The organism is Secundilactobacillus sp. MJ173, from assembly GCF_059704265.1.
On the sequence record NZ_BAAKGN010000025.1, the window covers coordinates 1 to 13,739 of the forward strand.

General features: G+C 43.1%; 12 protein-coding genes. 5 read left to right on the forward strand and 7 right to left on the reverse strand.

What is annotated here, in order from left to right; translation table 11 throughout:
- Positions 1–626: 626 nt before the first annotated feature.
- Entirely contained in the window at positions 627–1,280 is a 654-nt protein-coding gene (locus AC6H04_RS04175) for a matrixin family metalloprotease (protein ID WP_497570500.1), read from the reverse strand.
- A gap of 1,075 nt (positions 1,281–2,355) precedes the next feature.
- Here AC6H04_RS04175 and yaaA point away from each other — a divergent pair.
- Positions 2,356–3,111: a peroxide stress protein YaaA gene (yaaA, locus tag AC6H04_RS04180; RefSeq protein WP_497570501.1), complete on the forward strand. Its 756-nt coding sequence runs from the start codon at positions 2,356–2,358 to the stop codon at positions 3,109–3,111.
- On the opposite strand, the gene AC6H04_RS04185 is transcribed toward yaaA, so the two are convergent.
- Positions 3,108–3,701, reverse strand: coding sequence for a TetR/AcrR family transcriptional regulator C-terminal domain-containing protein (locus AC6H04_RS04185; RefSeq protein ID WP_497570502.1), 594 nt, complete (start codon positions 3,699–3,701; stop codon positions 3,108–3,110). The two genes, yaaA and AC6H04_RS04185, sit on opposite strands and share 4 nt — an antisense overlap.
- A 171-nt stretch (positions 3,702–3,872) precedes the next feature.
- Between AC6H04_RS04185 and AC6H04_RS04190 the strand changes: the two genes are divergently transcribed.
- A complete protein-coding gene (locus AC6H04_RS04190; protein ID WP_497570552.1) occupies positions 3,873–5,168 on the forward strand; it encodes a threonine/serine exporter family protein in 1,296 nt (431 codons plus the stop codon).
- A gap of 333 nt (positions 5,169–5,501) precedes the next feature.
- Here the strand turns inward: AC6H04_RS04190 and AC6H04_RS04195 are convergent, their stop codons facing one another.
- The 3 genes from AC6H04_RS04195 to nhaC all read right to left on the reverse strand — a co-directional run bounded on the left by AC6H04_RS04195 (position 5,502) and on the right by nhaC (position 8,488).
- Positions 5,502–6,629, reverse strand: coding sequence for an AI-2E family transporter (locus AC6H04_RS04195; RefSeq protein WP_497570503.1), 1,128 nt, complete (start codon positions 6,627–6,629; stop codon positions 5,502–5,504).
- 153 nt (positions 6,630–6,782) lie between these two features.
- On the reverse strand, positions 6,783–7,013 hold the full coding sequence (locus AC6H04_RS04200) for a cytochrome b5 domain-containing protein (protein ID WP_497570504.1): 231 nt from the start codon (positions 7,011–7,013) through the stop codon (positions 6,783–6,785).
- 83 nt (positions 7,014–7,096) lie between these two features.
- Positions 7,097–8,488: a Na+/H+ antiporter NhaC gene (gene nhaC, locus AC6H04_RS04205; protein WP_497570505.1), complete on the reverse strand. Its 1,392-nt coding sequence runs from the start codon at positions 8,486–8,488 to the stop codon at positions 7,097–7,099.
- A 482-nt stretch (positions 8,489–8,970) separates the two neighbouring features.
- On the opposite strand from nhaC, the gene AC6H04_RS04210 reads away from it, so the two are divergent.
- The 3 genes from AC6H04_RS04210 (at position 8,971) to AC6H04_RS04220 (ending at position 11,419) form a co-directional block, all read left to right on the forward strand.
- Positions 8,971–9,525 (forward strand): NAD(P)H-dependent oxidoreductase, encoded by a 555-nt coding sequence (locus AC6H04_RS04210; RefSeq protein ID WP_497570506.1) that lies wholly within the window; start codon positions 8,971–8,973, stop codon positions 9,523–9,525.
- A gap of 72 nt (positions 9,526–9,597) precedes the next feature.
- Positions 9,598–10,443 (forward strand): oxidoreductase, encoded by an 846-nt coding sequence (locus AC6H04_RS04215; RefSeq protein WP_497570507.1) that lies wholly within the window; start codon positions 9,598–9,600, stop codon positions 10,441–10,443.
- A 10-nt stretch (positions 10,444–10,453) separates the two neighbouring features.
- Positions 10,454–11,419 carry an aldo/keto reductase gene (locus tag AC6H04_RS04220; RefSeq protein WP_497570508.1) on the forward strand — a complete coding sequence of 322 codons (966 nt, stop codon included), beginning with the start codon at positions 10,454–10,456 and terminating at the stop codon, positions 11,417–11,419.
- Positions 11,420–11,594: 175 nt separating this feature from the next.
- On the opposite strand, the gene ahpF is transcribed toward AC6H04_RS04220, so the two are convergent.
- Positions 11,595–13,148, reverse strand: a complete 1,554-nt coding sequence (ahpF, locus tag AC6H04_RS04225; RefSeq protein WP_497570509.1) for an alkyl hydroperoxide reductase subunit F — start codon at positions 13,146–13,148, stop codon at positions 11,595–11,597.
- Entirely contained in the window at positions 13,148–13,711 is a 564-nt protein-coding gene (ahpC, locus tag AC6H04_RS04230; protein ID WP_497570510.1) for an alkyl hydroperoxide reductase subunit C, read from the reverse strand. Before ahpC ends, ahpF begins: the two co-directional genes overlap by 1 nt.
- Positions 13,712–13,739 lie beyond the last annotated feature (28 nt).

The following is a 13,739-nucleotide window of genomic DNA, read 5'->3' on the forward strand; positions in this document are numbered from 1 at the left end:
ATTTTGGCACTGGCATGACTAGGTGTAGCAAAACTCAAACCTGCAACAACGGCAACGAAAGTCAACAATGTACCCATTAAACGATTATTCATATAAACTGAAAGTCTCCTTAAATTCTAAAGTGTCTCGACAATCAGCTTTTTCTAAGAAATTCTCCAAAAATATAACACACGAGAGAGAGTCGTGTTTGTCATAATAAAATTGCTAAACCATGATACTTTGGAAATTGAATCGTTGTTCCCATATTGATTATTGACCCCCAATAACCAACGCAACGAAATGGACTATAGCACCTATTTTTAGGGAATACCATTACAGGTATGTTACAAAAGTAGTGTCAAAAAGTAGATTGTGAAAATGTTATAACATTTAGTATCTAGCCTAAAGGTCCAGTCTGGTAGTCTTTGGAGGCAATACATTCCCTTTAAAATTTAAAAAAAGAAACAGTTTCATTTACACATAATTTTTTTAAAAAGATTTGACTTTTTTTAAAAATTGTCAAAAACAGTGTCTTTTTGATACATATACTATGTATGTGTCCTTCTTACAAAAACTACTCGTTACAGGACAAAAAAATATCCATCCCCCCCGGAATGGATATTTCATTTCTAATTTAATTTTTGATTTTATCGGTAACTGTGTGCCAATCCATTTACATCAGGTTTTGATACGGATTGATCTCTGGTAGCGTAATACATGACGCTTTTTTTACCAACATTATGTTCTAAACCTAGGGCGTGACCCAGTTCATGTTCAGCCACGTTCGTTCGCTCACTCTTTGAATAGTGATAGCGGTTAGCAACGTTGGTGTAAACGTATGATTTAGCACTGGCCATTACTGCTAGTCCGTTTAAAGTTTTGTTGTTGTAGTATGAAGAGTAGGTAATTCCAACAGTGGAACCATTTTTACCCATTGGTGAATTACTGTTTGATAATGTAATATCAGCCTTACCGGAAGTAGCAACCAATTTAACGACACCACTACGGTTCCAGACTTTAATGGCTGACTTCCAAACGGACTTGTAATAGCTCGTTTTACTGGCAATCTTATAAGTAATGGTCTTTGATTGCCAACGCTTAGCGGCTGGTGTCAAACTAGCTTTACCAGTAGCTTTTCCCCCATCGGAAGCTGCTGATCCAAATGATTGAATGGTCTTGATGCCTTCTGTGGCGTCTGCGTCAGTAACGATCTTAGCACTTGCATGACTCGGTGTAGCAAAACTCAAACCTGCAACGACAGCAACAAATGTTAATAAAGTACCCATTAAACGATTATTCATAATATACTGATTAGTCTCCTTAAATTCTAAAGTGTCTCGGCTATCAGCTTTTTCTTAAAAATTCTCCAAAAGTAACACACGAGAGAGAGTCGTGCTTGTTACAACTAAATATTGAAAATTGAATCGTTATGAAAATAAAATCGTTGTCCCGGTTGTTAATTATTGACCCCCAATAATTAACGCAACTGAAAGACTATAACATCAAGGATTCTGGAATACCATTACAGCTACATTACAAAAAAGTGATGAAAATAGTATTGTGAAAAAGTTATAACGTTTACATTTTAACTGCTAAATCCTAGCTGATTAGGTTTTAAAACGGATACATTTTCTTACAAATATAAAAATGTAAACAGTTACAGTTACATATAAAACAATTTCAAAAAACCGAATTTTTTTGATAATGATCGATTCTTTGTTCGTTTAAAAGACATATTTAGCGATATGTGTTATTGGGTAATATCATTAAAATATCAAAATCACAACAAAAAAAGCCTACTAATCACTTAGTAGACTTTTTTAAATTAGAAATGAAATATCCTTACCTTTTCAATGTGTTATCACGATTTAACGTTCATTCAAACTTTGAAGGAGACATCAACAAAGTTCAACTACTGGTTTACTAATAAAGCACACCGCCTGAAAATTTGATCGATTATACAAACTGCATAACTTCACGGGTAATCGTTTTGATTACTGGGGGTCTCTGATTTATCATCAGCATGAGTTGATTGGGGGGAATCAACTCCATAGGGGTTCGAATATCTTCAAACCAAAAGGATCCATTAAGGTGAAACGACAATTAAGATGCCCATAAAAAAACAACGACCCAGTCAGGTCTCTCTCCTGTCCGGGTCGTGTCACTAAGAAAAAGTTCTTAGTGCTGAGCAAATTTATTTAATTAATCGTTCCAAAATTTCTATGAGATTTACTATACAACAAATAATTCGATTGTGCAAGACTTTTTTAAATAAATTGGCAACCAGATTTAATATTGCATCTCTCACACAACTCGATTAAGCTTTAAACAGCACCGTTCACGCGGTTTTTTAAATATCCTATTAGGAGATTCTAAATGAAAATCATCATTGCACCAACCAAAAAAATGATTATTAATACTAACGATTTTGACATTAAAGGATTACCACAATATATAGAAGAAACACGTCAAATCCTTCACAAAATGAAAACTTTGAGCTACGAGAATGCGCAGACCATGTGGCGTTGCAGTGACAAACTTGCGCGTCAAAATTATCATTGGTTACAACAAATGGACTTAGATGCTCAACTCACACCCGCTATTCTAGCCTATACCGGTATCCAATACCAATACATGGCACCGGACCTCTTCACTGCACCTGCCCTAGATTACGTTCAAGAAAATCTCCGTATTCTATCGGGTTTCTACGGTATCTTGCACCCCTTTGACGGTGTGATTCCCTATCGACTGGAAATGCAGTCTGCAATTCAAGTTGCCGGCGCACACGACCTATACGAATTCTGGGGTAATAAACTGTATCAGGCACTTCAGTTTGATCAAGGACCCGTATTAAATCTGGCTTCTCAGGAATATGCCAAGGCAATCACACCCTATTTGCAACCAGCCGACCGGATAATCAGTGTCATCTTCGGCTCAGAAGTAAATGGTCAGCTAAAAGTAAAAGCCACGTTAGCCAAAATGGCCCGTGGCGAGATGGTCCGTTATTTGGCTGAAAATGACATCCATGATGTGACTGCTGTTACCCAGTTTGATCATCCAGACTGGCATTATGATGCTGCTCGGTCAAGCAATAATGAATTGGTATTCGTCAACAACGAACGTCAGCACTAAGCGATTTCAGTCCGTTTCTGATAGCTACTGATTCGTTTCGTGCGTAACAGAAACCCATTGATACCATCTTCTAAATAAGCCTTTAAATATTGATATTCCGTCTGTAAATCAACATCATCTGGATGGTAAAACCAGTCCTTTAATGAAAGAAATAGTGTCCCACCCAACGTTTTTTGTAGAAAATCACAGTAGCTGCTATCAATACTGATTTTTTCAAATTTACCAAGGCTGGTAAAAATCTGCCCCACCATCGTCTTTAAGTGTTCAAGGATGACCGCTTCCGGAGCGTTTTGGACATCCAGCTCCAATACGTGCTGATAAAAGGTACGGTTACTATCAAAGTAGGTCAGCATGGCCAATAAGGTCTGCGGCCAGAATTGATAGTTGCCACAGTACCTCACTGCTGCTTTAACTTCGGTAGAATAAATCTCAGCCAGCACATCGTATTTGTCACGAAAATGGTCATAAAAAGACTGTCGGCGCATACCGGTCACGGTCATAATCGTTGTGACGGTAATTTTATCAAATGGCTGCGAAACAACCAACTGTTTGGTTGCTGCCATGATTTTTGCTTTTGTCGTGGTACTCATGCCATCCGCTTCCTTCAAACTTGACTTATCATTACGATACCATAAGAATGTAGCCTTGTGAAAATTAACGATTCAAGGCTATAATGAGAGAAGCAAATTTATTTGGAGGGAAATCAAGTGACTGAAGAGGGAGAACAACCAGAGAATTTTGTTCCATCAGAACAACATCATATGGCAATTCCGTGGAAAGAATTCGCTCCAAACCAAAACTTGCCAATCAAAGATGCGCGGGTCAAGGCTCGGGCATCCGTTGTTGGTCGAATTGGCATCATGATGCTCTCTTGTGGGACTGGAGCTTGGCGTGTGCGTGACGCAATGAATACAGTTGCGCGCGTACTAAATTTAACCTGCTCTGCAGATATTGGATTAACTTCTATTAATTTCACCTGCTTTGATGCAGGTCACAGCTACTCACAAATTTTGGCGTTGCCCAATACCGGTGTTAATACCGACCGGCTTTACGTCTTAGAAACTTTTGTAAAACAGTTTGAGGAAAAGTACTCACACCTGACCATTCGGCAATTACATCATAAGCTAGACGATATTCAGCAGACACCAGGACACTATTCACCAATCGTGAAGGGGCTGGCAGCTGCGATTGCCTGTGCATCATTTATTTTTTTGCTGGGTGGTGGCTGGATTGAAATGTTTTGTACCTTCATTGGTGCTGGTATTGGGAACTGGCTTCGCGGTGAGATGGGTAAACACAAATTAACCACGATTTCCGGTATTGCCGTCAGTGTCGGTGTTGCTGAATTGACATATTTTTTAGCTTTTAAAGGGCTTCAATTCATGTATCCTATTTCTGGTAATCACGAAGCTGGCTATATTGGTGCGATGCTGTTTGTGATTCCCGGCTTCCCGTTTATCACTAGTTTCTTGGATTTATCAAAACTGGATATGCGTTCCGGACTTGAACGACTGAGCTACGCCATTATGATCACCAGTGTTGCAACGCTGGTTGGCTGGCTGGTAGCCCTGATCATTAATTTCCAACCAGAAAATTTCGCTTCACTGGGTTTAAGCCCGTTAATGGTCTTATTATTAAGACTCCCCGCTAGTTTCTTCGGGGTATATGGTTTCTCCATGATGTTTAATAGTTCACAGAGAATGGCGATTACTTCGGGACTGATTGGCGCCGTGGCAAATACCTTACGACTGGAATTGGTTGATTTCAACACGATTCCGGCACCAGCGGCAGCCTTTTGCGGGGCACTGGTAGCGGGACTATTAGCTTCCATCATCAACCGACAGAATGGTTATCCACGAATTTCCTTAACGGTCCCTTCGATCGTGATTATGATTCCTGGTCTTTATATTTATCGTGGTATCTTCTACATTGGCTTAAATGAAATTGGTAATGGCGCGCTGTGGCTGACGAGGGCAGCGTTGATTATCCTCTTCTTACCGTTGGGCTTGTTTGTGGCAAGGTACCTGTTGGATAAGGATTGGCGGCACTTTGATTAGTGCGTGAAACAACTCGGTAGATGCCAGAGTGTAAGTGAAGTAAAGCGGTACAGTCCTGAACTGGGGGACTGTACCGCTTTACTTTACTTACATGGCAGGCATCTGAGTTGTTGAACGCGATTAAATCAGTGCGCGGAACAACTCGCCTAGATGCCAGAGTGTAAGGAAGCTAAAGCGGTGTGGTCCTGAACTTGGGACGGCACCGCTTTAGCTTCCTTACACGGCCGGCATCTGAGTTGTGTAGCGCGATTCGGCTATATAAAAGCAGTGAACCACCAAAATAGCGCCAGAGCAGTCTCCCGATTACTCTAGCGCTATTGCTTTAAATCACTGCTATTCCTTCAAAATACCCTCTTTTTTAAACGTCGCATTTCGCATCAGCCGATATAGCGTTGCTGTAACCGGCACAGCCAGCATCATGCCAACGATACCTGCTAACCCACTACCAACAGTAATAGCACCTAATACAAGAATACCAGGTAGGCCAATGGTACCGCCCACCACTCTTGGGTAAATAAGGTTTCCTTCAACCTGCTGCAAAACGATAATGAACACGACAAACAGGATTGCTTTAATTGGCGAAGTCACTGCGATGAGAACAAAACCGACTACCCCACCGATCCAAGCGCCAATCATTGGGATTAAGGCGCTGATACCAACTAACGCACCGATTGAAAGCGCATCTGGGAATCGAAACAGCATCATCCCTAAGGTACATAACGTCCCCAGAATGAAACCTTCCAATACTTGTCCGGCAATGAAACTAGAAAACATCTTATCAGTTACTCGAAGAACATAACGAGTCTTAGCAACGAACTTGGTTGGCAGAAAGTCATCCATCAGGCGGTTCAACCAGCCGCCAATTTTTTCCTTGCCGCTAATTAAATAAATCGCAAACACAAATGATAAAACAAAGTTGATCACGCCAGCAAAGATGTTACTAAAAATCGACACCGTTGAGCTAAACAGCCCGGACGCACCAGCTGTAAGGTACTTGGTAGCCTTAGCTTCAATCGACTGCCAATTAAAGGATGAGGTGACAGCCGTGATGCGCTTACTGATCGTATGATTCTGATCAATTTGATTCAGCCAGTGGGTGACGTCGTTTAAGGTACTAGGCAAGGTCTTAAAAAAGCTGTTGATGGCATCAACGAACTGTGGAATGACCAATCGCATAACCCCAGCGATTACCATCACAATAATCAGTAAGGCAAATAAAATTGCCAACGGTCGTCGTGAACCCTGAGCCCATTTTTGACCAGCATGCGGCCACAGCCACTTTTCTAATTGACGGGACAGCAAATTAACGGCATAAGCCATCACACCACCTAAAATCAGCGGATTCAGCACTGAAATCAGTTTGCCAATCGCACCGAAAACTTGTCCGGGATAGACGAGACAGACCAGAAAAAGTGCAACCACAATACTCGTCCAAATTACTGATTTTTTTGAAATCGACATTTGAGCACCCCCACTAGTAAAATTAACTACCTTTAGTTTACCTTATCCGGTCTATTAGACCAAATTTTCTTTCATTCTCACACAAAAATAGCTTGGAAACCTACCGATTCATGGCTAGCTTCCAAGCTATTCGTATTTAAAAACAAAGCTGTATTAAACCAATTTCCCAACAACGGGTAAATTAGCCAAAACTGACTTTTTATGTGGTGCATGGGTGATCACTTCTGACAAGTCTTGACCAGCAAGATTACCATGATGTTCACCATTCTGCCAAGCCTCAACGCCAGTTACATCATAGATGGTACCGTCAACTGCAACGTATGCTTTGTGGCCATCCTTACCGTCATATTGTTTTAATTCTTCTTTAGTTAAGTTCACTGCCATGTTGTCATCCATCCTTTCTTATTTCACAGGGATAGTGTATCATTTATCGCTCGAAAAGTCAGTTAAAGTGATAACCACTGGTCCTAAACATTGGCTTCAGCACGTTTCGACTCGGTGTGTAAGCCAATCCCCGTAAAACCACTGATCAATGACATCACTGGGCACAATAAGCTGAAGAAAACGAATGGCAGATAAGTCATCGTTGGTACGCCCAACGTATTGGCAAGGAAAACACCACCAACGCCCCAAGGCACCAAGTAGTTCAAGACAGTCCCACCATCTTCCAACGTCCGACCCAGAGCTGAACTTTCCAGTCCGCCATTATTGAAGGTTTCCTTAAATGAACGTCCAGGCAAAATGATGGATAAGAATTGTTCGCCAACGAAAATATTGATACCAATGCAAGTTGCTAAAGAAGCGGTCACTAACTTGGCGTGTGAGTTCAGATGTGCAGCCAATGGTGTCATTACGGCACTAACTAAGCCAAAGTTAACTAACAGCCCACCAAGAGAAAGCGTCAGGACAATCAGTGCCACTGTGGGCATCATGCTGACAATGCCACCCCGTGATAACAACAGGTTAACTTCTGCGTTAGAGGTTTTAGCAACGAAACCATTAGTAATAATATTGCTGGCCTTCGTCACACCCAAGGACGGATTGTTAATGAACATCATGATAGCTGACACCAACACATTTAATAACATCGTTGGAATGGCGGCCATTTTAAAGCCGGCACAAACGAACACTAAAACGATTGGAATCAGGGCAACCCACGAAATGTGAAAGTCCTGGGAAAGTGCGGCAACGGTGGTATTAATTTTTGCGAAATCAGCGTGGTTATGACCAAAACCGAGGAAAGCAAAGGCAACGGTGGAGATGGCAGCTGCGGGTACCGTTGACCATAAAATCGTCTTCATGTGGTCAAACAGGTCGGTATCCACAACGGCAGCAGCTAAGTTATTGGTTTCAGATAACGGTGAACATTTATCGCCGAAAACACCTCCTGAAATCACTGCTCCGGCAACCAGTGCGGGGCTAAAGTTCATGGTGACACCAATACCGAAGAAGGCAATCCCCACAGTGGAAACCACCGTAAAGCAACTCCCCACCGCGGCACCAACCAGTGAACAAACTAGAAAAACGGTTGGTAAGAACCATTGTGCGCTGATGGCCTTAAACCCAATCACCATCAACGTCGGAATGGTACCGGCAGCAATCCAAGTACTGATCATGGCCCCAATCAAAATAAAAATCACGATGGGAATGATTCCCTTATCAATACCATCCTTGATACCGTGATTGATATCATCCCAGGACAACCCCTTGAACTTGGCCCAGAAAATGGTCACGGTGATCGCCAGTAACACCGGCACTTGCGGTGACAGGCCTAAACCAATCACACCTAATCCCATAATGGCTAAAATAATCACTAACATAATAATGGCTTCTCTTAAACTCAATTTAATCTTTAACATACGCTTGATCTCCCTTTTAGTTGTTGGTTAATATTCCACGACTTGGTTGATCAATATCGTGCCATACCGCCATTGCTGGTGCTCATCATGATTAACTCCTCCCAAATAAAAAATCGCCCCCATTGCATTATTGCAACAGGGACGATCAGACTCTACCGTGGTACCACCCAAATTGTGCACATCACTGTACACCACTCACCAGAAGATAATGGATTCTAGCGGTAACCATTGCCGACGTCTACGTATTTCGTCAACTTTACCCTGATTGGCTCGCAGCAACCGCCAACTTTCTGACACCCAGATAAAGCGCTACTTGTTTGTAAGTCCGACATTAAATATTAATTAGAATTATAACTGAATTTTTGCAAAATGCAAGTTGTCCGGTAAAATTAAGTCAATGCGAACCCTACTAAAGACACGCTCTTTGCTGCAAATCTGTGGCATACCATGCTATGATCATTTTAGAAAGGAGTCGACTTTTGATGCGTATTTTGTTAATCAACGGCTACACACCGCATCCTGATGCGGGCGGTAAGCTAACCGAAACTCTGATCAATATCAGTCAAGAACAGCTCTCCAAACATAATGAGGTTAAACTCACAGAAGTAACCAATTATGATGCTGACGAGGAATACCGCAAGTTCCGCTGGGCAGACCTGATTCTCCTTTATTTTCCACTTTACTGGTATGCGGTACCGTGGGGACTAAAACGCTATATTGATGACGTATTTGCATTACACCGCTTTTACGATTCAGACGAAAATGGCCAGCCGGTGGCCTTAATGCCCGGTAAAAAGTTCGGCTACGTGACAACTCTGGCTGCGGTTCAGGCAACTTACGCACCAGGAAATCCGCTGACTAAGGGGCTCACGGTAACTGATTTGCTGAAACCACTGGAGATTACTTTCCGTTACGTGGGCATTGAACCTACCACCAAATTTCACGATTGCATTTTTTACGACGTCTACAATCCATCCGCGATTCAGCCAGTCAAACGAGCATTACTCACTGAGTTATCAAAATTAAATAGCAATTGATTCACAATCTGCCGAAAAGAACTAAAATAGTATTATATAATGAATCAAATAGACGAATAAGGAGTACTTGATATGGCAAACAAAACATGGCTCATCACTGGAACATCAACTGGCTTTGGTCGCTCACTGGCAACCTTGCTGGCACAAAAATCTGATTTAAACTTGGTGGCAACGGCTCGCCATACGGACCAACTGGACTATCTCGACCAGTACGATCATGGTCAGATTCAAAAACTGACACTAGACGTTACGAAGCAAGATGAAATTGACCAAGTCGTTAAGCAGGTCAACGACCGCTTTGGTGGCATTGACGTGCTAGTTAATAACGCGGGTCTCGGTTACTTCGGTACCTTTGAAGAAAGTGACCGTGATGCCGTTCAATACATGTTTAACGTCAATGTTTGGGGCTTAGTTGATATGACCCGGGCGGTACTTCCTACTATGCGTAAACAGCGTAGCGGCGTTATCGTTAACTTTTCATCCATTGCTGGTCTGCGTTCCTTCCCAACACTTTCGTTCTATCATGGCACTAAATATGCTGTTGAAGGCATGAGTGAATCACTGGCTCAAGAAGTTAAGGACTTAAATATTAAAGTTTTATTGATTGAACCTAGTGGCTTCCGTACTGATTGGGCTGGTCGGTCTTCACAAAAGGCAATGCCAACCACACCAGACTATCAGCAATTTGCTGGATCCATTGAACAATCTAGTGCTTCCGCTCATCATGAAGCTGGCGATCCCAACGCTGCAGCTGAAATCATTTACAATCAAGTCACGAATAACTTTGATCACCTACCATTGCGCTTACCATTAGGTAAGTTCGCATCCGATATGGCAATTGACAAGTACACCAAATCCTTAGCTGACTTCAAGCAACTCCGTGATACTTCAATCTCAGCCGATCAACCTGAAAAATAGGGGGAAATACATGAAAACAGTAAAATTAGGCAATAGTAACTTAAAGGTCTCTCAAATTGGCTTAGGAACCATGGCGTTCGGCCGCTGGATTTCAGAGGCAGACTCAAATGCCATTCTGGATCATGCCGTAAACAGCGGCATTAATTTAATCGATACAGCCGATTACTACGGTCCTGGTCAAGACGAGAAACCCGCGTACGGCGATGGCACATCCGAAACTATCATCGGTAAATGGCTCAACCGTCACTCAGGCACGCGTTCCAACCTCGTTTTGGCAACTAAGGTTGGTTCAAATACCAATCCTGTCATGAGCAACCCATCACTATCTCGGGAACATATCCTCCAGCAGATTGATTCTTCATTGGAGCGTCTACAAACTGACTATATCGATTTGTACCAGGCGCATCTGTTCGATAATAGTACCCCACTGGCCGAAACCCTGACTACCCTCAGTGACCTGGTTGACGAAGGTAAAATTCGTTACTATGGCGTTTCTAACTATACCGAATACCAATTGACTCAGGCACTGGAAATCATCAAGGATCGCCGATTAAACCCGCTGACGTCATTGCAGAACCGCTATAACATCCTCAGTAAGCACGATGATCAAGCAGTTCTGAGATTAGCCCAACACTCTCACGTTGGCTTTCTAGCTTATAGCCCCCTGGCTCGCGGTGTGCTCACTGGTAAGTACCTCAACGGTGCCATGCCAAGCAATAGTCGCGCTGCCCAAGGCGAACCGCTCATCAAGGAATACTTCAATGATGCAGATAAGACAGCTGTTGAAAAATTAAAAACCATTTCAGACGAATCGGGTATTTCAATGTCACAACTAGCTTTCGCCGGCGTTCTGTCGATTCCGGGGATCACCACCGCCTTACTGGGTGCAAGTAAAGTTGAATACATTGATGATGCCATCAAAGCAGCTGAATTAAAGCTACCTCAAAATGTGATGTCAGAAATTAAATCATTGTAAAAATTGAACACGTACAAAATGCCGATTGTGGACTAACCACGACCGGCATTTTTGATATTCTCAACCACTCAGTAACCGTAGGCGCCCGCGTTTTGGTCAGCTGTGAAAGTGGCAACAAAAAGCCATGATTCAATCCTAACAAGAATCAAATCATGACTTTAATTCAACCGCGATATTAAGCCTTAACCGTAACCTCACGTGCTAACGTATCGAAAGCACCCAGGGCAGCAGTAGCACCTGAACCCATTGAAATAATAATCTGCTTGTAAGCAGAGTTAGTGCAATCACCAGCAGCAAAAACATTCGCTAAACTAGTTGCACCCTTTTCATTGACAATAATTTCACCTTGTTGATTCATATCCAGGCAATCAGACAGCCAACTCGTGTTTGGAACCAAACCAATCTGAACGAAAACACCATCGACTGATAGTGTTTTTGAATCACCAGTCGAACGATCAGTATAAGTGAGCCCATTAACCCGGCCGTCACCTTCAATCCTAGTAGTTTGCGCGTTGGTAATCAGATCAACGTTGTTTAACGACTGTGCTTTAGTAGCCAATACCGCATCCGCCGAAATCTTTGGACCGAATTCCAGCACGGAAACGTGTTTCGCAATCCCAGCTAAGTCAATTGCAGCTTCCACACCAGAGTTACCGCCGCCGATAACGGCAACGTTCTTGCCCTTATAAAGCGGACCGTCGCAGTGCGGACAATAGGCCACACCCTTGTTCTTAAATTCAGTTTCACCAGGAACCCCGATGTTGCGCCAGTGTGCACCAGTAGCGATGATCACAGTCCGACCCTTCAACGTAGCATCACCCTTTAATTGAACTTGAACAGGGACGCCTTCAGTCAGACCAGTCACTGTCTGACCGTCAATTAACGTCACGTTATACTTCGTCATCTGAGCTTGAATGTTTTGCATCAGCTGTTCACCCTCGATGTAGTCGGTACCGATCAAGTTCTCGATTCCCACCGTTTCAAGGGGTTGACCACCAAGATGGTCGGCCACCACAGCAGTTGATAACCCTTTTCGGGCAGCATATACCGCAGCTGAACCAGCAGCAGGACCGCCACCGATAATCAAAACATCATAAACCTTATCGGCAACGTCGTCATTAACTGCTGCCACAGCAGCTTTTCCCTGCGCCTTGTTAACCAATTGTTCCAAGGTTGCGCGACCGTTATGCCATTCTTCACCGTTCAAGAAAACGGTTGGAACAGCCATAATATCGTTAGCCTCTGCTTCGTCCTGGAACATCCCGCCTTCAATCATGGTGTGGGTAATGTGCGGATTCAGCAAACTCATAATATCTAATGCTTGAACCACGTCTGGACAGTTATGACAACTCAAGCTGGCAAAGGTTTCAAAGTGGAGGTCCTGATCAATCGCCTCGATTTGTTGACGGACTTTCTCTGAAATCTTCGGTGCGTGACCGGAAACCTGCAAGAGTGCCAATACGAAGGACTCAAATTCGTGCCCCAGTGGAATTCCGGCAAAGGTAATCCCAGAAGGTTGCGCGCCTTGAGCGTCCAACGTGAAGCTGGGCTGTCGTTTCAAGTGACCTTCAGCAATCGACAATTTAGGTGATAAGGCCGCCACTTCGTTTAAGAAGTCGCGGACCTTAGTGCCATTTGCCGAATCGCCAGCGTCTAACGTGAAAACCACTGGCTGTTGAAGCAACTGTAAATAACTGCTCAGCTGTTGTTTTAATTGATCGTTTAACATTAAATCTTACCTACAAGATCGAGGCCTGGAGTTAAGGTTTCGGAACCTTCCTTCCACTTAGCAGGACAAACTTCGCCTGGGTGGGATTCAACGTATTGACCAGCTTTGATGCGGTCAATGTATTCAGCAGCGTTCCGGCCGATGCCGTCCGCGTTGATTTCGAGGGACTGAACAACCCCATCTTTGTCCAAAATGAACGTTCCCCGTTGCGCCAACCCAGCTTCTTCATCGAAGACGTCAAACATCTTAGCCAACTTGTGTGATGGGTCACCAATCATGGCGTATTGCAGTTTACCAACGGCGTCTGATTCATCATGCCATGCCTTGTGCACAAAATGAGTATCTTCAGAAACCGAGTAAACTTCGACCCCTAAACTTTGTAAAGTTGCATATTGATCTTGTAAATCTTCCAATTCGGTTGGGCAGACAAACGAGAAGTCAGCTGGATAAAACATCACAACGCTCCAGTGTCCCTTCAAATCTGCATCGGTAATATCGATAAACTCACCCTTTTGATAAGCCTGTGCCTTAAATTCCTCAATCTGTTTTCCTACTAAACTCATGTGAAAACCTCCTTAGAATTTGCTACAA